Genomic DNA, 21780 nt, shown 5'->3' with positions numbered 1-21780 from the left:
ATTACGCCAGTTCTCGAATCACGGCGCCGCAAGGACGTTGACGGTGAAAGTCGAGGTGCGCACCGCCCCGTTGTTCTCCGCGCTGAAGGTGAACTGGACAGGGCCGGTGTGTGCAGGGTCGGGCGTGTAGGTCGCCGTGCCCGAAACGGGATCCACGGCGCTGAGCGAGCCGAAGGACGGGCCTTCGACGACTGCATAGTTGAGCCCATCGATCTGGCGCCAGTCCGACTTGGGGGTGATCCAGCACGAGAGCTGAACACGTACCGGAGTGGCTGCGTCCGTGGTCACGCCTCCGGTGGAACAGCCCGGTGTGATGTCTGAGATGTGCACGGGAACGTCGAGAACCGCGGAGGGCAGGCCGAAGCTGTCCGTGGTCTGCACGGAGATGTGATCGGTGAAACTCCCGCGGATCACGTCGATCGATCGGTAGTGAAGGTCGCCCGCACTGTCGAACCATGCCCCGCCCATCGAGCCCTGGCTGACGACGCTGGACGACAGATGGTCACCACTCTCGGCGGCGTACGTGTCGACGTCTGTGTCAGCGAAGAGGGATGCTCGGGGGATGACCGTGTCGACGCCGCGAATGGCGTCTGCGCTCGCTCCCACATCCGCGGTGGGAGCAAAGCGGTTGCGGATGGCGACGTAGAACGGCCACGAGGTGGTGCCGTCTGCCGCGATCGCCCAGACGCGCATGATGGTGTACGTACCCTCTACGGTCGCAGGGGCATCGAACACGATGCTCCCATCGCCGCCTCGCACCACCGGGAAGGCTCCATCCGTCTCGCTCAGAATGGTCTCGATCTCAAGCCGGACCGGTTCCTTATCGGGCGCCGCTTCGCAGCTCACATCGGCTGGCGTGATCACGGTCGTCCGTCCGTAGCCGCCGTCGACGACGACTCCCGAACACAGGGGGATCTGTGCTGTGGATGTGTCAGCGAGAAGGTCAGCGACGAATGGCTTGGGCACGCTGGCGATCGGCCGGGGAGTTCTCAGCGCACAGACGAACACTCTGTCTGTGGCGATGCAACCGACGAACGTTGAACCGCTTCTGTCGAAGATCGCCTTGGCCATGTCTGCCGCACTGCTGATCACACGCGGATCGAATGTCAGAACTACGCCCGTCTGCGTTTTCTGAGTGCCCGTCGTATCTATCAGCGGCTCCACCCTCGCGATGAGCGAGAAGTCCTTGGTGGTGGTGAGGGTGATGGTGTCGTACGAGTCGCCGTCCTTGCCCCGGTGGAGGACTTGCAGCGTCGCGTCTTTCGGCTGGGTCCGGGGTGATGAGTGAGGGTTCATGTAGGACTCATCGTGCGGCAGAACCTTCTTGTCTCCGCCCGCTGACGAGTCGCCGCCCTTGTCGCCTCCGTCTCCGCCGCCGTCCATGTTCCGACTTTCGCCGACGGTGTGGCCGGGGAGGGAAGGGATGCTGGCCCAACCCGGAAAGTCGAGACCACTCCCTTGTGTTTCGTAGAGGCGCGTTCGCTCGGGAGGCAGATTGATCTCCGCTGCGGCAGGAGTGGCGGGGAGGAGCAGCGCTGCCAGGAGCAGTGTGACGGGAACTACGGCGATTCTGAGCTTCATACTCATCAAGACAGCGTCTGCCGTTGTCTATTACGCGGGTTCGGCAGAACACAAGGTTCGCACAAAGGAAAACCCCCCGTCCGAGTCGATTGGACGGGGGCCTCTGGATTCCGTGGTCAGGGTGCGGGCATCACCTCGAGACCGAAGGTCGTCGTCCGCGAGGTTCCATTGTCTGACGCAGAGAATTCGAAATGGTCCGCGCCCGGGTGAGTCGGGTCGGGCGTGTACGTTGCGGTGCCTGAAACGGGATCGAAGTCACTGAGCGCGCCGTAGGCAGGCCCGGAGACGATCGCATACTGCATTCCCTCAAGCTGGCGCCAGCCGGCCGTGGGTGTGATCCAGCAGGAAAGCTGGATTCGAACGGGAGTGTGCGCGTCGGTTCTGGCGGCACCGTTCGCGCAGCCGGGCCGGATGTCGCCGATGTGGACGGCCACTGTCAGATCGGGGGACGTGATCCCGTAGCTGTCGGTCGCCCTGACGGTGATGTGGTCGACGGCCTCGCCGTGAATCACCTCGATGGACTGGTAGTGCAGCGTGCCGTCGGCATCAAAACGTGCGCTGCCCCTGTCTCCCTGGTTCACCACCTCCATTGTCAGGAAATCGTGGCTCTCCGTGCCGTAGGAGTCGACGTCGACGTCATGGAAGAGGGATGCACCACTCAGCACGGTGTCCACGCCTCTCAGAACACCCAGAGCAGGGGCGTCGACGGTGGTCGGCGCGTAATGGTTTCTGACGCCGACAGTGAAAGGCCAGGAGTACAGGCCTCCGGCCGTCACGGCATAGACCTTCATCCAGAGGTAGGTGCCTTCGGCCGCACCGGTGCCGCTGTAGACGATGCTCCCGTCTCCACCCCGCGACGTCGGGATGCCCGAAGCCGTGTCGGCGTAGACCGTGTCGACCTCCAGACGCACAACGGGATCGGTCGGGCGTTCGTCGCAGATGACATCGGCGATCGTCACGACCGTCTGCACGCCGACCCCGCCATCCGCGAGTGCGCCGGAGCACGAGGGAGCCCGCCGCGCAGCGAAGGGTGGCGAATACACGGTGCCGCCCGTGGGTCGTGGTGCACTGGGCCGGGAGGGGAGCGTCCGCCACAGGGTGCTCTTGCAGTTGAACGTGTTGCCGACCGCGTCACAGCTGAAGAATTCGCCGCCGGTCAGTTTGAGAAGTCGCTCTCCGAGATCCGCCTGCGGTGTGACGACGTTGGCATCGAAGATGATGGTGGTACCGAGCTGGACCCGGGAGCCGTCCGCCGACTCCTTCACCTGGGGAATGATCTGTGCGACGGCGGCGAGCTCCTTGATGGTGTTGATCGTCTTCGTGGACATCGTGTCGAGACTGCCGGGGTTGAGAACGGTCAGCTCCATCGGAACGAGGGCGGGATACATGCCCGCGTGCGGATTGCTGAACGTGTGAGTGTCCGTCTTGTCGGCACCTGTCGATCCGTCGCCGCCCTTCGTGGAGGCCCTGCCGACCCCCGCAGCTTCGTGCGGACTCATTCCCCCTGTGGGAAGTGTCACCCACCCGGGAAAGGAGAGCTTGTCGAACTGCGTCTCGTAGATCTTCGATTTTTCCGGGGGCAGATTGATGTCTGCGGAGGCAGGTGTGGCCTGTAGCGTGACGCCGGCGAGCAGCGCGACGACGGCCAGGGCACAGTATCTGAGTTTCATACTCACCAAGACGCAGGCACGGCCCATCCATTACGCGGGTTCGGCAGAAGGGGAGCCGGGACTGCAGGAAGGCCCCCGTCCGAGGGAATCGGACGGGGGCCTTCCTGTCGAGCAGGTGCTGTGCCTAGTGGAGCGACTTCTGGTGCTCGAGGTCGGTGCGCGTGACGGGCGCGATCCGGTCCTCGAAGAACCACTTGGACATGCCGGCGCGGAGACGCTGCGGGGCGGTGATCTTGCCCTTGGCGTTCGGACGGATCATCAGCGGCTTGTACTCGTGGAACGAGACCAGCTTCCAGCGCTCGTACTCGTCGACGTCCTGGTGGACCTCGATGTACTCGCCACCCGGCAGGCGCACGATGCGGCCGGACTCGAAACCGTGCAGGGCCATTTCGCGGTCCTTCTTCTGCAGTGCGAGACAGACGCGCTTGGCGACGAAGTAGGCGATGACCGGGCCGATGATGACGGCGGCCTGGATGGCGTGGATCACCGATTCGATCGACAGCTGGAAGTGGGTTGCGAGGATGTCCGAGCTCGCCGCCGACCAGAGTGCCGCGTAGAACGTCACACCGGCAGCACCGATCGCGGTACGGGTGGGAGCGTTCCGCGGGCGGTCGAGGATGTGGTGCTCGCGCTTGTCGCCCGTCACCCAGCCCTCGATGAACGGGTAGATCAGCACGGTCAGGATGAACAACCCGAGCACGGCGATCGGGATGAGGATGTTCCACGAGTAGGTGTGGCCCCAGATCACCGACTCCAGGTGCGGGGGGATCAACCGCAGGGCACCGTCGGCGAAGCCGATGTACCAGTCGGGCTGCGTTCCCGCCGAGACAGGGGAGGGGTCGTAGGGCCCGTAGTTCCAGATCGGGTTGATCGTGAAGAACGAGGCGATCAGGGCGATGATGCCGAAGACGATGAAGAAGAATCCACCGGCCTTGGCCGCGTAGACCGGGAGCACCGGGTAGCCGATGACGTTGTCGTTGGTCTTGCCGGGGCCCGCGTACTGCGTGTGCTTGTGCACCACGACGAACACCAGGTGCAGCGCGATCAGCGCCACGATGATGGCCGGCAGGAGCAGGATGTGCAGCGTGTAGAGCCTGCCCACGATCTCCTCGCCCGGGAACTCGCCGCCGAAGATCAGGAACGAGAGCCAGGAGCCCGCGAAGGGCACACCCTTCACCATTCCGTCGATGATGCGGAGGCCGTTGCCGGAGAGCAGGTCGTCGGGGAGCGAGTAGCCGGTGAAGCCTTCAGCCAGCGCGAGGATGAACAGCACGAAGCCGATCACCCAGTTCAGTTCACGGGGCTTCCGGAAAGCACCGGTGAAGTAGATGCGCAGCATGTGCAGACCGATGGACGCAATGAAGAGCAGCGCGGCCCAGTGGTGGATCTGGCGTACCAGGAGGCCACCGCGGATCTCGAACGAGATGTTCAGCGTCGACGACATCGCCGACGACATCTCGACGCCCTTGAGGGGGACGAAGCTGCCGTCGTAGACGACCGGGGCCATCGAAGCCTGGAAGAAGAACGTCAGGAACGTTCCCGTGATGATGATGACGACGAAGCTGTAGAGCGCGACCTCACCGAGCATGAACGACCAGTGGTCGGGGAAGATCTTGCGCCCGAACTCCTTGACGACAGCCGAGATGCTCGTACGCTCGTCGATGTAGTTCGCGGCCGCCGACGTGAAGCGGGCCGAGGGGGCGTTGGAGATCTTGGGCGGGGCGCCGACCGCGTGGTCGGTGGTTCCGTCCACGAGGCCGTCGGCCTTGGTTTTTTCGATTGTCATGAACGCTCCCAGAAACTAGGGCCGACTGGCTCAAGAAAGTCACTCTGTGCGATGAGGTAGCCCTCGCCGTCGACAGTGATGGGCAGCTGGGGCAGGGCACGCTTGGCCGGGCCGAAGATGACCGCACACTCGTTGTCCACGTCGAACGTGGACTGGTGGCAGGGGCAGAGGAGGTGGTGGGTCTGCTGTTCGAACAGGGCCACCGGGCATCCGACGTGCGTGCAGATCTTGGAGTACGCGACGATGCCGTCGTAGTTCCAGTTCTCGCGGCCGGCGCTGACGTTGAGGTCAGACGGGTTGACGCGCATCAGCAGCACGGCCGCTTTGGCCTTCTGCTCGAGGCGGTCGGGGGCGTCGTTGAGGCCTTCCGGGATGATGTGGAACGCCGAACCGATGGTGACATCGGCAGCTTTGATGGGGAGGCCCGAGGGGTCGAGCGTCAGCCGCGCCCCCGCCTTCCACATGGTGTGCGAGAGGAGATCTGCCGGGATCTCGTTCTGCGGGCCGAGGCCCCTGAACAGGATGACCGCGGGCAGCGGGAACGCGACGAGGGCACCGATGAGGCTGTTGCGGATGAGGGAGCGGCGACCGATGCCCGACTCCACATTGCCCTCGTGGAAGATCTCGACCGCACGGGCGCGGGTCTCGTCGGACGAACGCACGGGGTGCCGGATGTCGACACCCTCCTCGTCGTGCATGAGCGACTTCGCCCAGTGCACGGCGCCGATTCCAATGCCCATCAGGGCCAGCGTTATGCCGAGTCCAAGGAAGACCGTGTTGAGTCGTACCGAACCCGGGTCGTTCTCGTTGATGGGGAACGCCATGTAGGCCGCGATCGCGAAGATCGAGCCGGCGATGGAGAGGTAGAAGAGTGTGTAGACGGTGCGCTGGGCGGTCCGGGCCTTCTTCGGGTCGAGATCGGTCACCCGCTTGCGGTGCGGCGGGACTCCCGGGTCGGCGAAGCCGTCGCTCGTGATGACGGCGAGACCGCCGGAGGCAGCGGAGGGCTCGACCGCCCTGCCGGAGGTGTTGCTCACGCCGTCTGCGCCTGACGAGAACGCGGCGACGTCTGTGCCGCTCGTGTCGTCGTGTGCCATGGTGTTCCTTTCGAACCTGAGAAGAATGTGTGCCGGTGCGGGTGTCTGTGCCGGTGGGGGGCTAGTTCGACTTCGCCGTGAGCCAGACCGTCAGTGCGACGACCGCGCCGATACCGAAGATCCAGATGAAGAGGCCTTCGGCCACCGGCCCGAGGTTGCCGAGCTCGAATCCGCCCGGGGACGGGTTGTTCTGGAGGTACTTCAGGTAGGTGATGATGTCGCGCTTGTCTTCGGGGGTGATGTTGTGGTCGTTGAAGACGGGCATGTTCTGCGGGCCGGTGAGCATGGCCTCATAGATGTACTTCGACTCGACACCGGTCAGCTCGGGGGCGAACTTGCCCTCGGTGAGCGCTCCACCCGCACCCGCGACGTTGTGGCACATGGCGCAGTTGATGCGGAAGAGTTCGCCGCCGTTCGTGGCGTTGCCGTCATCGGTGAGCTGGGAGTCGGTGGGGACGGAGGGGCCGGGCGAGAGCGAGGCCACGAAGGCCGAGAGGGCCGCCGTCTGCTCCTCGGTGAACTGCACGGGCTTCTGCATGGCCTGCGGGCCCTGCATGGCGAGGGGCATGCGGCCGGTGCCTACCTGGAAGTCGACGGATGCCGCGCCGACGCCGAGCAGGCTCGGGCCGGCGGTCGTGCCTTCGAGGTTCATGCCGTGGCAGGTGGCGCAGTTCGCCGCGAACAGTTTGCTGCCCTCTTCGACCGTGGCCTGCGAGGCGGCCGTGCTGGTGTCAGCCGTGGCGGTGCTCGAGAACAGCGCGTAACCGCCGCCCGTGAAGGCCAACCCGATCGCGATCAGAACGACGGTCGCCAGGGGGTGCCGTCTGTTCGCTTTCTTGGAGGTGCGGGCCATTCTCTCAACTCTCTGTCGGGACATGCTGGTGGTGCGGCGGAACACGAGCTATTTCAGGATGTAGATCACGAGGAACAGGCCGATCCACACCACGTCGACGAAGTGCCAGTAGTACGACACGACGATGGCGCTGGTGGCCTCCCGGTGTCCGAAGTTCTTCACACCGAAGGCGCGGCCGATCATCAGCAGGAAGGTGAAGAGCCCGGCCGTGACGTGCAGGGCGTGGAAGCCGGTGGTGAGGTAAAACGCCGACCCGTAGGAGGAGGAGTTCAGCGTGATGCCCTCCTGCACGAGGTTCGCGTACTCCCAGGCCTGCCCGGAGACGAACAGCGCACCGAGCACATAGGTGAGGAAGAACCACTCGACCATGCCCCACTGTGTGGGCTTCCACCCGGTGGCGCGCGACTGCAGGCGCTCCGCGGCGAAGACACCGAACTGGCAGGTGAACGAACTTGACACGAGGATCAGCGTGTTCACGGTGGCGAACGGCACGTTCAGGATCGAACTCTCGGTGCTCCAGAGCTCGGGGCTCGTCGACCTCAGCGTGAAGTAGATGGCGAAGAGGCCGGCGAAGAACATGACCTCGCTGCCGAGCCAGACGATCGTGCCGACGGCAACGACGTTCGGGCGCTGCACCAGGGGTGCGGATGTTTGGGTCATCGAGCTGCTAGTCACTCACCCATTATGTCCGATTTCTGTTCAGGTGTTTCGCATTTGCGGGGTCTAGAGACGACTTTTTTACCGGGTGTAGAAGTTCGGCGCGGAAGGGCGGAGAATGCCCACCGTTTAGGATCGTTCCCATGGCGTCTGAACTCAGCTGGTCGTACCTGCTCTCCGCTCTTCTGGCCGCGAGGGACCTAACCGTCGCCGAGTCCACCTGGGCGATGAACGAGGTGATGGAGGGCTCCGCGTCGCCTGCCCAGCTGGCCGGATTCCTGGTGGCGCTCCGCGCCAAGGGTGAGACGGTCGACGAGATCGTCGGGTTCCGCGATGCGATCCTCGACCATGCTCTGCCTCTGGATGTCGACCCCTTCGCCCTCGACATCGTGGGTACCGGCGGCGACCGCTTCGGCACGGTGAACGTCTCCACCATGGCGTCGATCGTGGCCTCCGGTGCCGGCGTGCCGGTGATCAAGCACGGCAACAGGGCGGCGAGTTCGCTCGCCGGATCGTCGGACGTGCTGAAGGCGCTCGGGCTGAACCTCGACCTCGAACCCGTCTCGGTCGCGCGGGTGCTGCACGAGGCCGGCATCACCTTCGCCTTCGCGGCGAAGTTCCACCCCGGCTTCCGGCACGCCGGCGCGGTGCGGAGCGAGCTCGGGATTCCGACCGTCTTCAACTACCTCGGCCCGCTCTGCAATCCGGCGAGGCCCGAGGCTTCCGCGGTCGGCGTCGCCCAGCTCGACCGCGTGCCGCTCATCGTGGGAGTATTCCAGACGCGCGGCGCGACGGCTCTCGTTCTCCGGGGCGACGATGGACTCGACGAACTGACGACAACAGGCCACAGCCACATCTGGGAGGTGTCGAGGGGCGCCGTCACCGAACACGATCTGGATCCCCGTGACCTCGGGCTCCGCCGGGCATCCATCGACGAACTGCGGGGCGGCGACCCCGCCGCGAATGCCGACACCGTCCGGCGGGTGCTGGGCGGCGAGACCGGCGCGGTGCGCGACATCGTGCTGCTGAATGCGGCGGCAGGGCTGGCCGCGTTCGACCTGGCCCGCGACCCCTCCGAAGTGCAGCGCAGCATTGTGGAACGGTTCGCCGAGAAGATGGTCGTCGCTGCAGAGTCGATCGACTCCGGATCGGCGCTCCGCAAACTGACGAAGTGGGTCGCGGCGACCAACCGCGGGGCGTAGGTTTAGCGTCGAGTCCCGGCTCGGTCTTGTTCTGTCCACCCGGTGCGCGGGCGCATCGGACTTTGGTGAAAGGGAATTTCAATGAAGAAGCTCATCAATGACCCGAAGAATGTCGTCGACGAGGCAGCGAGAGGCATCGAAGCTGCGCACGGCGATCTCGTCGACGTCTTCTACGACCCCATCTACATCGTGCGGAAGGGTGCGCCGGTGCAGGGCAAGGTCGCCCTCGTCAGCGGCGGCGGCAGCGGCCACGAGCCGTTGCACGGCGGCTTCGTCGGCTTCGGGATGCTCGATGCCGCCGTTCCCGGGCCGGTGTTCACCTCTCCGACACCCGACCCGATCGTCGCGGCCACCAAGGCGGTCGACGGCGGTGCCGGGGTGCTCCACATCGTGAAGAACTACACCGGCGACGTGCTCAACTTCGAGACGGCAGCCGACCTGGCCTCGGCGGATGACATCGAGGTGCGCTCCGTGATCATCAACGACGATGTCGCGGTCAAGGACAGCCTCTACACGGCCGGGCGCCGGGGTGTCGCAGGGACGGTGCTCGTCGAGAAGATCGCCGGCGCGTCGGCCGAGCGCCTCGACGACCTCGAAACCGTGACCCGGATCGCCCAGAAGGTCAACGACCAGACCCGCTCGATGGGAGTCGCTCTGACCCCGTGCGTCGTTCCGCACGCCGGTGAGCCGAGCTTCACCCTCGCTGACGACGAGATCGAGATCGGGATCGGCATCCACGGCGAACCCGGCCGCGAACGCATCAAGCTGGAGCCGGCCGACGCGATCGTCGACCGTCTGCTCGGCCCGATCCTCGAAGACCTGCCGTTCGCCTCAGGCGACAAGGTGCTGCTGTTCGTCAACGGCATGGGCGGAACGCCGCAGATCGAGCTCTACATCGTCTTCCGCCGCGCGGCCGAGGTGCTGAAGGAGAAGGGCGTCGAGGTGACCCGTTCGCTGGTCGGCAACTTCGTGACCTCGCTCGAGATGCAGGGCGCGTCGATCACTGTGCTGAAGTTGGATGACGAACTGACCGAGCTGTGGGATGCCCCCGTGCAGACTGCCGCTCTCCGATGGGGAAGGTAGACGGGATGAGCCTCGGTATCGACTGGGTGACCGAATGGATCCGGGAGAGTGCACGGGTGATCGCGGATCACCGGGTCGAACTGATCACCCTCGACCGCGAGATCGGCGACGGCGACCACGGAGAGAACCTCGACCGAGGGTTCAGCGCGGTCATCCAGAAGCTCGGCGACCTGCCGGAGGGCGCACTTCCGGGCGACGCCCTGAAGCTGGTGGCGACGACGCTCATCTCGACGGTCGGCGGTGCGTCCGGCCCGCTGGTCGGAACCGCGTACCTCAAGGCCGCGGGTGCCGTCGGCAAAGCCGAGCAGTTGGATGGCGCGGCTGTCGTCGCGCTGCTCACCGCAGCGCGTGACGGTGTGGTGCTGCGCGGCAAGGCCGAGGTCGGCGACAAGACGATGATCGATGCCTGGACTCCGGCCGTCGACGCCGCCGCGGCCGCTCTGGCCGACGGTGCGGACGAGGCCGGGATCCTCGCGGCGGCGGCGGACGCGGCCGAGCAGGGCGCGAAGGCGACCGAACCGCTCGTGGCGCGGAAGGGTCGCGCGAGCTACCTCGGCGAGCGGGCCATCGGTCACCGGGACCCGGGTTCTCAGTCGTCGGCGCTCATTCTGCGGGCTGCGTCCGATGCGGCTGCGGGCACCAGCGGCACGGGATCCGGTTCCTCTGCCCCGGACGCGTCCTGACGTGGCAGGCGTGCCGGGGAAGGTCGGGCTCGTCTTCGTCTCGCACAGCGGGAAGATCGCTGACGGGCTGACCGAGCTCGCCGGGCAGATGGCGCCTGGAGCGGCGCTCGTCGCGGCCGGCGGCACTGACGAGGGCGGTATCGGCACCAGCTTCGAGAAGGTGACGGCCGCGATCGCGGAGGCCGACTCGGGCGAGGGTGTGGTCGTGCTGTGCGACCTCGGTTCGGCCATCCTGACCGCCGAGACGGCCCTCGACTTCCTCGACGACGAGGTGCGGGAGCGTGTGCGCATCGTGGATGCACCGCTGGTCGAGGGTGCGGTTGCGGCCTCGGTGACCGCGGAGACAGGCGGATCGCTCGCCGCCGTCGTCGCGGCGGCCGAGTCCGCCCGGAGTGCGTTCGGTGAGGTGCCCGGGCCGGGCCCTGCCGACGCCCGGGCGGGAGGCGGAGCATCCGGTGCCGTGGATGACGCGGCCGACGCCGCGCTGACGAGAACCGTGACGATCGTGAACCGTGACGGGTTGCACGCCCGCCCCGCGGCGGAGTTCGTGAAGCTCGCGAACACGTTCGATGCGAAGGTGACGATCAACGGCAAGGACTCCAAGAGCCTGCTCGGGATCATGTCCCTCGGCCTGGTGCGCGGCGCGACGGCCACTCTCACCGCTCAGGATGCCGCGGGCCTCGCGGCCCTCGACGCCCTCGTCGCCCTCATCGAGTCGGGCTTCGGCGAGGAGTAGACCGCGAAGGGACGCAAACTGCTCGAAAGACGAATCTTTCCGACAGTTTGCGTCCCTTCGGGCGAAAACCTATTTCGCGGTCGCCGTGCGGTTCTCCGCCCCGACCATCCAGGCGTACTGCTCGAGCTTCTCGATGATGGCGTGCAGCAGGTCGGCGCTTGTCGGGTCGGCCTCGTCCACGGTGTCGTGCACGTCGCGCATGGTGCCGACGGTGGCCTCGAGGCGCACGACCACCAGGTCGACGGTCTCGGCGGTGTCGATCTCACCGTTGGGGTATTCGGGCAGCGAGGTCGTGGCCGCGACCGTGTCGGAACGACCATCCGGAACCGCGTGCAGGGCACGCATGCGCTCCGCGATCGTGTCGCTGAACTCCCGCGCGGCGTCGATGATCTCGTCGAGCTGGAGGTGCAGGTCGCGGAAGTTCTTGCCGACCACGTTCCAGTGCGCCTGCTTGCCCTGCACGTGGAGCTCGATCAGGTCGACGAGCACGGCCTGCATCGCGTCGGTCAGGTCTTTCGGGGCCTTGAAGCCGCGTTCGGCATTCTGGCGCCGGGTGGCCTTGGGGCCGCCGTCGGCGGGAACGTGCACGTCTCGTTCGATTGTTGTCGTGGACACAGTGTGCCTTTCTGTTCTGCGGATGGCTGGCTTCTACGCTACGCCGGTGCCGGCGGCCGGTCACCTTGCAGAGGGGGTGGTTGACAACGCACGTCAGGCACGGGGTCACTTGTCGCGGGTGAGTTCCTCGATCGTGATGGCGGCGTTGATCAGCGCGAGGTGGCTGAGGCCCTGCGGGAGGTTGCCGAGGAACGACAGGTCGTCGGCGTCGATCATCTCGGAGTAGAGGCCGACGTCGTTTGAGAGGCCGATGAGTTCGTCCATGAGCGCAACCGACTCGTCGGCACGGCCGATGCAGACGAGGGCGGAGGCGAGCCAGAAGGCGCACGCGACGAACGTGGCCTCCTCGGCCTCTGCGCCGGAGTACCGGTAGACGAGCGGGCCGCGGGCGAGCTCCTTCTGGATCGCGTCGATCGTCTGCGACATCCGCTCGCCGCGGTCGAAGCCGCTGGTCGCGTGCAGCAGCACGCTTGCGTCGAGCTCCTCGCTGCCCGGGTACATCACGTAGCTCTGCAGGGTCTCCGACCAGCAGTGCTCCCGCACCCACTCCTGGATCATGCCCTTCTCGGATCGCCAGCGGGCCGGGTCGCCCGGGATCTGGCCGAGCTCGGCGAGTTCGACCGCGGCATCCAGAGCTTGCCAGCAGCCCATCTTCGAGGAGGTGTAGTGCCGGGTGTCCGCCAGCTCCCAGATGCCGGCATCGGGGCGGCGCCAGTCGTCGCACGCGCGGTCGGCGACGCCCGCGAGCATCCGTCCGGTCTCCGAATCGAGCACGTTTCCGGCCTTGACATAGAGCCGCATCACGTCGAAGAGGTCGCCGAAGACGCCGAGCTGCAGCTGGCCGCTGGCCGGATTGCCCGTCACCACCGGGCCGGCATCCCGCCAGCCGGTGGAGTCGTGCTTCTCGACACTGCCGGGGGGTGCGCCGTCGAGGCTGTAGAAGACGTGCAGTTCGGGACCGTTCGCGCGGATCGTCTTCAGCAGCCAGGAGACGGAGGCGTGGGTCTCCTCACGGAGGCCGAACCGGATGAGAGCGTGCACGGTGTAGGCGAGGTCGCGGATCCAGGCGAAGCGGTAGTCCCAGTTCTTGCCGCCCCGCGAACTCTCGGGCAGAGAGGTGGTCGCGGCGGCCGCGATCGCTCCGGTGGGGCTGAAGATCAGCAGCTTCAGGGCGAGGGCGCTCCGCTCGACTGCGTCCTTCCAGGGGCCGTCGTAGGTGAACTCCTCCGACCAGTGCTGCCAGTTCTTGACCGTGCGCTCGATGCCGCTGTCGGTGAGTTCGGGCTGCGGGATGTGCAGGGGCTCGTTCGACGTGCCGGCGACGGCCAGCACGTGGTGCGACTTCGGGCTCGTGGTGAACCGGCCGGCGAGGGCGCGGTCTCCGCCGCCGCGCGGGCCGTGGTCGATGCCGCGCACCGCGATGGTGACGGAGTCGACCCGGATGACGGGGCCGTGGGCGGTCTTCTGGATCCAGGGGCTGGCGGTCGACAGGCAGGTGCCCGGCGCGACCCGCCAACGGAACCGCACGCTGCCCTTCACCCCGACGACGCGGCGGGCGAGCTCGGCCCAGGGCAGACGGCCGGCGAACCCGGTGACGAGCGCATCGGTCAGCACCGCGGTGCCGGTGTCGGTGGTGAACGTGGTCTCCAGCACGTTGGTGCCGGGCAGGTAGCGGCGGCTTGCCGTGAAGGCCTGCGTGGGGGTGAGCTCCAGCGAACCGCCCTCGCTCTCGTCGAGGAGGCGCGCGAAGACAGGGGTGCCATTGAGGTTCGGCACGGGGAACCAGTCGATGCTGCCGTCGAGGGCGATGAGGGCGACGGTGCGGCCGTCGCCGATGGCCCCGTAGGAGCGGAGATCGGTGTAGCCGTTCGTGCGGATGGGCACGGTTCCGGTCGGCGGTTGCGTGGCTCCGGCCGGTCGCTGGGTGGAGGTGGGGTTCGCGTGCTTCTTGGTCACTCTGGTCACGGTCTACCGTACGACGAAACGGCTGGGAGGTCGCGGCGCGGGCGGCGGGGTTGCGGTGCCGAACGGGGAGAGGGCGGGCTGGTCAGGCCGGGGGGACCAGCTCGGTGCGGAGGTAACCCGCATAGCCGCCGGGGGTGCGGCCCGCCTGGCGGCCGGAGGTCAGCACCTCGGCGGACGCGGTGGGGACGGTCCGGGCATCCAGAGCCGCCAGGCGCGCGACGAGGTCGACGTCTTCGTGCTCGCTGAGCGGCGCGAACCCGCCCGCGCGAATGTACAAGTCGGCGCGGAATCCCAGGTTGGCCCCGTGGATGTGGCCGTTCGCCACGCCCGGCGGGTGCTGGCGGAGCCACGCCTCGACCTGCCGGGCGCTGAGATCGGCGAAGTCGGGGCGCACCGTGCCGATGACGACGTCCGCACCCTCGGCGGCGAGGTCGAGCTGGTGGAGCAGCCACGTGGCGGGGACGGCGGAGTCGGCGTCGGTGTTCGCGATCCAGACGCGGGAGGCATCGCCATGCGCGAACAGGTCGAGGGCGTCGAGAGCGAGATCGACTCCCTCGCGCCGGGCGGCGCCGACGCTCTTCGCGTCCACTGTGAACACGGACACGCCCGGGAACGACCGGGCGATGGCCTCGGTGTCGTCACCGCTGCTGTCGACCGCGACGACGGTGACGATGTTCGGTCCGGCGTCGCCGAGGCGCGAGCGGGTGAGGGCGATCGCCTGCTCGACCGAGCGCAGGCAGCGGGCGATCAGCTGTTCCTCGTTCCGGGCGGGAATGACGACGGCAACGCTGTCGATGCTGCCGGTGCCGGCCGTGCTGTCGACGCTGCCGGTGCCGGCTCCGTTGCCGGTTCTGTCGTCGGTTCTGGATGATCGGGGAGGTGTCATGCGAGACCCGTCTGTTCGGCGACCGAGCGGGGGTCGGGAGAGTAGACGTCGAGCACGAAGTCGCGTTCGAGGTGGTGGCTGAGAAGAGTCCAGCCGGCTGTCGTCGCCGCGGAGGCGACCTGCTCGTGCACACCGTCACCGGTCTGCAGATAGTCGGCGACCGGGTGTCGCCAGTGGCAGGCGACGAAGACGCCGTCGGGGGTGAGGGACGCTGCGATGCCGGCTAACACGTTCTGCAGGGTGGGGACGTCCAAGTAGTAGCCGACCTCGCTGAGCAGCAGGAGGTCGAAGGCGCCGGAGGGGAAGGTCTCGGCCACATCCGCCACCGCCAGGTGCACATTCGGATGCCCGGCCAGGCGCTCCCGGGCCCGCTCGATCGCTGCCGGTGCGATGTCGACGGCGAGCAGGGTACCGGTGCGCGGGGCGAGCTGCTCGGTGAGGACTCCGATCGAGCAGCCGATCTCGAGGGCGCTCGCGAAGTTCGGGCGGGGGAGGCTCGCGACGGTGACGGAGCGCTTCCGTTCTTCGTACCAGCGGCTGGTGAAGCCCCACGGGTCGTCGTGGCGGGCGTAGGTGTCGTCGAAGTAGTCGCGGGACAGACTCGTGGTGGCGGTGGAACTCGTCGTGGCGGTGGAAGGAGGGGACACGATCAGCACCTCCTGGGAGCGGTCGAAGTGCGCGAGGAAGGTCGGATTCAGCAGGGCCTCATCGCCCGGAGCCTCGGAGAGCGGCTCGGACTGCGAACGGTAGGCGGTGAGGGCGGTGCGCTTCCGCGCGAGGGCGGCGGGGTCGGTGACGGCGGCGAAACGCTCCCACGGCGTGGCCGGATCGGCCGGGGTCGCCCAGTGCCAGAGCCAGACCGGGTACTCCACGAGTTCAGCGCCGCGCTCGAGCGCCAGGCTGGCCGCGATCTCGCCGAGCACGCGGTGGTCACGGTGACCGTCGCCGCGCCAGGGGGCCACGAGGAGGGTGCGGCCGGGCGCGGCAACGGGTGCGGGCGCGGCGGCGGGCGCGGGCGCGGCGGCGGGCGCGGGCGCGGCGGCGTGCTCGCCGAGGGCGGCGCGGATCTCGTCGGCATGCTCCCGCACGCGGCCGTCGGGGAAGCCGAGGAACGTGACTCCTGCCCGGGGGTTCAGCAGAGCGATCGCCTCGGTCGCCTCGGCGGTGCGCGCGGCGGCGAGGTCGGCTGCATCCACAGTGGGGGAGCCGGGGTGGGAGGCGGAACCGTCCGTCACGATGATGACCTCGGCGGGGATGCCGACCGCGAAGGCGCTGGCGAGCAGGGCGCCGGCCCCGAGGGTCTCGTCGTCGGGGTGGGCGGCGAGCACGATCATCCGGTCGACGCCGGTGAGCGGGAAGGCGGGGAGCTCGGCGAGACGGGGGTCGGTCATCCACACCGCCGACGGCGTTCCCGGGTCGCGGGAGTCGAAGCTCACCACGGCAGGTCCGCGCCCTCTGTGAGCTGCCGGCCGAGCGAGGCCTCGTCTTTCTCGGCATGGTGCTGGCGGAGGTAGAGCTCGAGGTCGGCGACGCGTTTGGCGTGCTCGTCGTCGAGGGCGAGCGGGGCAGGGCCGAGCGCGTGGCCGACCTGCCGGAGCACGTCTTCGGATGCCCGGGCCACCGTCGCGCGGACGCGCTTCGCCAGCACCCTGCCCTGCTCTCCGGTCGCCTGCCCCGAGTCGATGAGCCGAGCGGCCTCGGCGAGCGCGCGCCGGGCGTCGCCGAGGCGTTCGTCGACGATGCCGAGGTGGAGGTGCAGCAGAGTGTCGGAGGTGCCCCGGGCGCGCCCGGCGAGGGTGCGGGCGACGCCGACCGCTCCGCCGAACCAGCAGGCCGCGACCCCGATGCCGCCCCACGCGAAGCCGGGCCGGGCGAGGTACCAGCCGGCCTCGCCCACGGGCTCGGCGGCGACGGAGTCGAAGTGCACGGGTCCGCTCGGCACCTCGGTCAGGCCGCGCGCGTGCCAGGAGTCCGGCAGCGCCTGTACCCCGGGCTGGCGGAGGTCGACAGAGAAGAGCCTGCGGGGCACGGCTGCTCCCCCACCGTCGAGGGCGGGGGAGACGGTGGCGGGGGAGACGGTGGCGGAGACGAGCGCGCGGTCGAGGCGGTCGGCGAGGGAGCACCACGGTTTGGTGCCGGTGAGGGTCCAGCTGCCGCCGCTGCCGTCGCCGCTGTTGACGCTCCCGTCATCGCTTGCGACCAGCGGGTCGGCACCGCCCTCCGCGGCGAACACGCCCCAGGTCGAGTCTCCGGCGTTCACCCCGGCGATCCCGGCCTGGTCGAGGATCGCCAGCGCATCGAGGTGCGGCTCGATCGCCCGTGCCGCTCCGAGGTCTGCCGCCGCGAGGGTCGCGAGCGTCTCCCACAGCTCGCGGGTGTGCCCGCCCCCGGGCACGGGTGCCGGATTCTCCCGGCCCAGCCGGAGCGCGAAGTCCAGAGCGGCGTCGACGAGGTCGGGCCCGCGACCCGCGTGCCCGGGTACAGGGGCGCCGCTGACCTCCGACACCCACGACGCCGCCAGGGCGGGCCCGGGTGGTCGATCATCCGGACGCCGCGGCGACAGGGAAACCCACACATGCTCGCCCGCCATGACGTCTCCTCCTGTACGCCCCCACAGTAGGGGACGCTCCGGAAGCCCGGCGAGGCTCGGCCCACCCCTTGCGCGACACTCCGTTTTGCGGCAGTGCGCGTGCCACGCATGCGCCGACCCCGCGCGTCAAGCCCCGCTCCGCCGGGCATTCTGCCAGCGGGGATTCCGGAATGATGTGAGCCATGTCGTCTTTCCCCCGCTCCCTGCCCTATCCGCTCGGTGTCACCCTGCTCGAGGGTGGTATCTCGTTCGCGATCTACTCCGAGACCGCCGACTCCGTCGACTTCTGCAGCTTCGACGAGAACGGTTCCGAGACCGTCACCCGCCTGACCGAGCGCACCGGCCACGTCTTCCACGGCATCGTGGAGGGAGCCGGTGTCGGCACCCGCTACGGCATCCGCGTCGACGGCCCGTGGAACCCCGCCGAGGGCCTCCGCCACAACCACCACAAGCTGCTGCTCGACCCGCACGCGACCGCCATCGAGGGTGACTACACCTGGGGCCAGGCCGTGTTCGGGCACGACATGAACGAGCCCGAGACGAGAGACGAGACGGATGCCGCCGGCTCCACCCCGCTCTGCGTGATCACCGACCCGGCGTTCGACTGGAGCACCGAGGGCGGCGGCACCGACACCTCCCCTCGCACCCTGCTCAGCGAGACCGTCATCTACGAGACGCACGTGAAGGGCTTCACGAAACTGCACCCCGGTGTGCCCGAAGAGATCAGGGGCACCTACGCCGGCCTCGGGCATCCTGCAGCCATCAAGCACTTCACCGACCTCGGCATCACCGCCGTCGAACTCATGCCCGTGCACCAGTTCGTGCAGGACAGCCACCTGCTCGAGAAGAACCTCCGCAACTACTGGGGGTACAACAGCATCGGCTTCTTCGCACCCCACGGTGAGTACGCGGCGGCTGGAGACGGCGGCGGGCAGGTGGCCGAGTTCAAGCAGATGGTCAAGAACCTGCACGCGGCGGGGCTCGAGGTCATCCTCGACGTGGTCTACAACCACACGGCCGAGGGCAACCACATGGGCCCGACGCTCTCGTTCAAGGGCATCGACAACGAGTCGTACTACCGCCTGGTCGAGGATGACCGGGCGAGCTACTTCGACACGACGGGTACCGGCAACAGTCTGAACGTCTCGCACCCGACCGCCCTCGGCCTGATCATGGACTCGCTCCGCTACTGGGTGACCGAGATGCACGTGGACGGGTTCCGGTTCGACCTCGCCACCACCCTCACCCGGCAGGGCGGGGACGCGGAGATCCACAGCGCGTTCCTGACGCTCATCCAGCAGGACCCGGTGCTCGCCCCGGTGAAGATGATCGCCGAGCCGTGGGACACCGCGGGCTACCAGGTCGGCGGCTTCCCGGCCGACTGGTCGGAGTGGAACGGCAAGTTCCGCGACGACGTGCGCGACTTCTGGAACGGCAGCGACGGCATCCTCGGCACCCTGTCGCAGCGCGTGCTCGGCAGCCCCGACGTGTACGAGGCCGACCGGCGCTCGCCGCTGTCGAGCATCAATTTCGTGACGGCCCACGACGGGTTCACGCTGGCCGATCTGACCGCGTACAACTCCAAGCACAACTCGGCGAACGGCGAGGACAACAACGACGGCGAGAGCGACAACAAGTCGTCGAACGGCGGCGCGGAGGGCGCGACCGACAACGAGGCCGTGAACGAACGGCGCGGGCGCCTGCGCCGTAACTTCCTCGCGACGCTGCTGCTCTCGGCGGGCGTGCCGATGATCCTCGGCGGCGACGAGCTCTGCCGCACCCAGGGCGGCAACAACAACGCCTACTGCCAGGACAACGAGATCTCGTGGTTCGACTGGGCGAACGCCGACGAGGAGCTGCTGGCCTTCACGACATCGCTCATCACGCTGCGCCGGGAGAACCTGGCGCTGCACCCGGCCTGGTTCCGGTCGGCGCCCTCCACAGGAGACGAGAACACGGTGGTCGTCGAACGCAGCGACGCCGAGGAATTCAGCGACGAGGACTGGGCGAACCCGGATGCCCGCTCCATCGTGTTCCTGCTCGAGAACGAGGGCGGCGACGCGTTCGCGCTCCTGCTGAACGCGGCCGAGAACGGGGTGGAGTTCCAGGTTCCGGATGCGCCGAACGCCGAGTGGGAGCTGGCGCTCTCCAGCGACCCCGAGCAGCAGGTGGCGGCCCCCGTGTCGACGCTGATCGTGCGCGACTGCTCCTTCACGCTCCTGCGCTCGCGCGCCTGAGCATCGACCCCCGGCCCCCCGGATCGAGTCGGGAGTTCCGGTCGGTATTCGCCTCGCGAACCGACCGGAACCCCCAAGCGACGGAGCTGCGCTACTGCAGGGCGGAGGTGAGACGCGCCAGGTTGTCGAGGATGGTCGAGCGGAGCGGCTGCCGCTCCCACTCCTCGGGTGTGAGCCGGCGGCTGAGGGCGCGGTAGCCGTCCTCGATGCCGCGCATCTCGGTCACGAAGGCCCGGCCCCGCACCATCATCGAGATCTCGAGGTCGAGGTTGAAGGAGCGGATGTCCATGTTGCTCGAACCGATCACCGCGACATCCTCGTCGATCGTGAAGTGCTTGGCGTGCAGGATGTACGGGGCGGGGTAGAGCCAGATGGTCACCCCCGCCTTCAGCAGCGCCTCGTAGTAGGAGCGCTGCGCGTGGTACACCCCCGCCTGGTCGCCGACCTCCGAGACGAAGAGCTGTACGTCGAGCCCGCGCTGGGCGGCCGTTGTGATGGCGTACAGCATCGAATCATCCGGAACGAAGTAGGGCGACGTGATGATGACCTTCTTCTGCGCGTAGTACATCAGCGCCAGGAAGAGCCGGAGGTTGTTCTCGCCGTCGAATCCGGGGCCGCTCGGCACGATCTGGCAGTCGAGGGCGTCGGGCGCCGAGTTCACGATCTCATCGGTGATCGTCACGGTCTCGCGGGAGAGGAGCTCGTCGGTCTCGCTGTACCAGTCGGTGATGAAGATCGCGTTGATGCCGTTGACGATCGGGCCCTCGACACGGGTCATCAGGTCCTGCCACTTCAGTCCCCGGCGGATGTTGCTCTTCTTGTTGTAGTCCCGGCTCACCATGTTCTGCGATCCCATGAAACCGACCACGCCGTCGATGACGAGGAGTTTCCGGTGGTTGCGGAGATCCGGTCGCTGCCATTTGCCCTTCAGCGGCTGCACCGGCAGCATAAACTGCCATTTCGCGCCCATCGCCGTGAGCCGCTTGAAGGTCGCCTTGTGAGTGGGGCTCCGGATGGCCGTGATGTGGTCGACCAGGACGCGAACGATGACACCGCGCTGCACGGCCCGCTCGAGGGAGTCGAAGAAGCCCGCGGTGACCTCGTCGAGCGCGATGAGGTAGAACTCGCAGTGCACGAACCGCTCGGCGTTGTCGACCGCCTCGCTCATCGCGGCGATGGATGCGGCGTAGTCCCCGATGAGCCTCGCCGAGTTGCCGCCCACCAGCGGCATCGCGCCCAGTTCCCGGTTGAGGTGCACCACCGATCGCAGCCACGCCGGCCAGGGAGTGTCGTCGGTGACCAGTTCGATACCGTTCGTGGTCTCGATGATGAACTCGTTGATCGCCTTCTGCTTGTCCCGGCGCTTCTTCGGGAGTTTGTAGCTGCCGATCAGCAGGAAGACGAGCACACCGAGGTACGGGATGAGGAAGATCGCCAGCAGCCAGGCCATGGCGGCGCTCGGCCGGCGGTTGCGCGGAACGACGATGATCGCGACGATACGCACGGCCAGATCGACGATGAGCGCGATCACCAGGACGATGATGGTGAACTGTTCGCCTGTCATGGGGCCCCCTGCTGCGTGTTCTGCGAGTCTATCCAGCCCGGTAGAACCACTGTCCGTCGACCTTCTCGAAGGTGCTCGTCTCGTGCAGCTCGCCGCGCTCGCCTCGCCCGCCGCGTTCGCCTCCGAGACGGTAGCGCGCGACGAACTCGACCGTGCCGGTGCTGTCGAGCATCCCGCCGCCGGTGCGCTGCAGGATGTCGAGGCGGTACCAACGCTGGTCGGGGTCGAGCTGCAGGTCGGCGGCGGCCGGCCGGGTCGATGGATGCCACGTGGCGAGCAGGTAGGCGGCGTCACCCCGCACGAAGGCCGAGTAGCGGGAACGCATCAGGCGTTCGGCAGTGGGCGCCTGCCGCTCGCCGGTGTGGAACGGCCCGCAGCAGTCGCCGTAGGTGTTGCCGCTGAGGCACGGGCACCGGTCGGTCGGCCCGACCGTCGGCCAGCCGCTCGCCGCCGCCGACCCGTCTGCTGAACTCTTCTCGCGATCACCCATCCCCCCATCTTCCCTCCCCGACCGATCCGCGGCCCGCATGTGTGACCTCTCAGACTCGCGCTCGTCTTCCCGGTAAACTGTACGG

At 67.7% G+C, this 21780-nt stretch carries 18 protein-coding genes; 5 read left to right on the top strand and 13 right to left on the bottom strand.

Features of this window, described 5'->3' with window-relative positions; translation table 11 throughout:
* Positions 1–18: 18 nt before the first annotated feature.
* The 6 genes from FB464_RS06615 to ctaE all read right to left on the bottom strand — a co-directional run bounded on the left by FB464_RS06615 (position 19) and on the right by ctaE (position 7647).
* Positions 19–1581 (bottom strand): Ig-like domain-containing protein, encoded by a 1563-nt coding sequence (locus FB464_RS06615; RefSeq protein ID WP_170151902.1) that lies wholly within the window; start codon positions 1579–1581, stop codon positions 19–21.
* Positions 1582–1697: 116 nt separating this feature from the next.
* Positions 1698–3251 carry an Ig-like domain-containing protein gene (locus tag FB464_RS06610; RefSeq protein WP_116414567.1) on the bottom strand — a complete coding sequence of 518 codons (1554 nt, stop codon included), beginning with the start codon at positions 3249–3251 and terminating at the stop codon, positions 1698–1700.
* A gap of 124 nt (positions 3252–3375) precedes the next feature.
* Complete coding sequence (gene qcrB / locus FB464_RS06605; RefSeq protein ID WP_116414568.1) at positions 3376–5037, bottom strand: cytochrome bc1 complex cytochrome b subunit; 1662 nt, start codon at positions 5035–5037, stop codon at positions 3376–3378.
* Positions 5034–6134 carry a cytochrome bc1 complex Rieske iron-sulfur subunit gene (gene qcrA / locus FB464_RS06600; protein WP_116414569.1) on the bottom strand — a complete coding sequence of 367 codons (1101 nt, stop codon included), beginning with the start codon at positions 6132–6134 and terminating at the stop codon, positions 5034–5036. The genes qcrB and qcrA overlap by 4 nt, the downstream gene beginning before the upstream one ends.
* A gap of 61 nt (positions 6135–6195) precedes the next feature.
* Positions 6196–6987 (bottom strand): cytochrome bc1 complex diheme cytochrome c subunit, encoded by a 792-nt coding sequence (qcrC, locus tag FB464_RS06595; RefSeq protein ID WP_116414570.1) that lies wholly within the window; start codon positions 6985–6987, stop codon positions 6196–6198.
* 48 nt (positions 6988–7035) lie between these two features.
* The gene (gene ctaE / locus FB464_RS06590) at positions 7036–7647 is read right to left on the bottom strand and encodes an aa3-type cytochrome oxidase subunit III (protein WP_116414571.1); all 612 of its coding nucleotides are present in this window, start codon (positions 7645–7647) and stop codon (positions 7036–7038) included.
* A 140-nt stretch (positions 7648–7787) separates the two neighbouring features.
* Between ctaE and trpD the strand changes: the two genes are divergently transcribed.
* From trpD to dhaM, 4 genes are all read left to right on the top strand, one after another.
* Positions 7788–8846 carry an anthranilate phosphoribosyltransferase gene (gene trpD, locus FB464_RS06585; protein WP_116414572.1) on the top strand — a complete coding sequence of 353 codons (1059 nt, stop codon included), beginning with the start codon at positions 7788–7790 and terminating at the stop codon, positions 8844–8846.
* A gap of 81 nt (positions 8847–8927) precedes the next feature.
* Complete coding sequence (dhaK, locus tag FB464_RS06580; RefSeq protein WP_116414573.1) at positions 8928–9929, top strand: dihydroxyacetone kinase subunit DhaK; 1002 nt, start codon at positions 8928–8930, stop codon at positions 9927–9929.
* A 5-nt stretch (positions 9930–9934) separates the two neighbouring features.
* Positions 9935–10612: a dihydroxyacetone kinase subunit DhaL gene (gene dhaL / locus FB464_RS06575; protein WP_116414574.1), complete on the top strand. Its 678-nt coding sequence runs from the start codon at positions 9935–9937 to the stop codon at positions 10610–10612.
* Position 10613: 1 nt separating this feature from the next.
* Entirely contained in the window at positions 10614–11348 is a 735-nt protein-coding gene (dhaM, locus tag FB464_RS20405; protein WP_342780664.1) for a dihydroxyacetone kinase phosphoryl donor subunit DhaM, read from the top strand.
* Positions 11349–11417: 69 nt separating this feature from the next.
* Here the strand turns inward: dhaM and FB464_RS06565 are convergent, their stop codons facing one another.
* The 5 genes from FB464_RS06565 to FB464_RS06545 all read right to left on the bottom strand — a co-directional run bounded on the left by FB464_RS06565 (position 11418) and on the right by FB464_RS06545 (position 17404).
* A complete protein-coding gene (locus FB464_RS06565; protein ID WP_425472403.1) occupies positions 11418–11963 on the bottom strand; it encodes a Dps family protein in 546 nt (181 codons plus the stop codon).
* A gap of 105 nt (positions 11964–12068) precedes the next feature.
* Positions 12069–13847 (bottom strand): glycoside hydrolase family 15 protein, encoded by a 1779-nt coding sequence (locus FB464_RS06560; RefSeq protein ID WP_116416552.1) that lies wholly within the window; start codon positions 13845–13847, stop codon positions 12069–12071.
* 163 nt (positions 13848–14010) lie between these two features.
* Positions 14011–14814: a glycosyltransferase family 2 protein gene (locus FB464_RS06555; RefSeq protein WP_116414575.1), complete on the bottom strand. Its 804-nt coding sequence runs from the start codon at positions 14812–14814 to the stop codon at positions 14011–14013.
* Positions 14811–16205 carry a PIG-L family deacetylase gene (locus FB464_RS06550; protein ID WP_246092955.1) on the bottom strand — a complete coding sequence of 465 codons (1395 nt, stop codon included), beginning with the start codon at positions 16203–16205 and terminating at the stop codon, positions 14811–14813. The genes FB464_RS06555 and FB464_RS06550 overlap by 4 nt, the downstream gene beginning before the upstream one ends.
* 41 nt (positions 16206–16246) lie before the next feature.
* A complete protein-coding gene (locus tag FB464_RS06545; protein ID WP_142206627.1) occupies positions 16247–17404 on the bottom strand; it encodes an acyl-CoA dehydrogenase family protein in 1158 nt (385 codons plus the stop codon).
* A gap of 182 nt (positions 17405–17586) precedes the next feature.
* Between FB464_RS06545 and glgX the strand changes: the two genes are divergently transcribed.
* On the top strand, positions 17587–19641 hold the full coding sequence (gene glgX, locus FB464_RS06540) for a glycogen debranching protein GlgX (RefSeq protein WP_116414578.1): 2055 nt from the start codon (positions 17587–17589) through the stop codon (positions 19639–19641).
* A gap of 91 nt (positions 19642–19732) precedes the next feature.
* On the opposite strand, the gene cls is transcribed toward glgX, so the two are convergent.
* Together cls and FB464_RS06530 are read right to left on the bottom strand one after the other, a co-directional pair.
* On the bottom strand, positions 19733–21205 hold the full coding sequence (cls, locus tag FB464_RS06535) for a cardiolipin synthase (RefSeq protein WP_116414579.1): 1473 nt from the start codon (positions 21203–21205) through the stop codon (positions 19733–19735).
* A gap of 28 nt (positions 21206–21233) precedes the next feature.
* A complete protein-coding gene (locus FB464_RS06530) occupies positions 21234–21695 on the bottom strand; it encodes a YchJ family protein (RefSeq protein WP_116414580.1) in 462 nt (153 codons plus the stop codon).
* Positions 21696–21780: the final 85 nt, after the last annotated feature.

The organism is Subtercola boreus, assembly GCF_006716115.1.
In the GTDB taxonomy this organism is placed as follows: Bacteria; Actinomycetota; Actinomycetes; order Actinomycetales; family Microbacteriaceae; genus Subtercola; species Subtercola boreus.
Note: the sequence above shows the minus strand (reverse complement) of the source record. Positions and strands in the feature narration are given on the sequence as shown.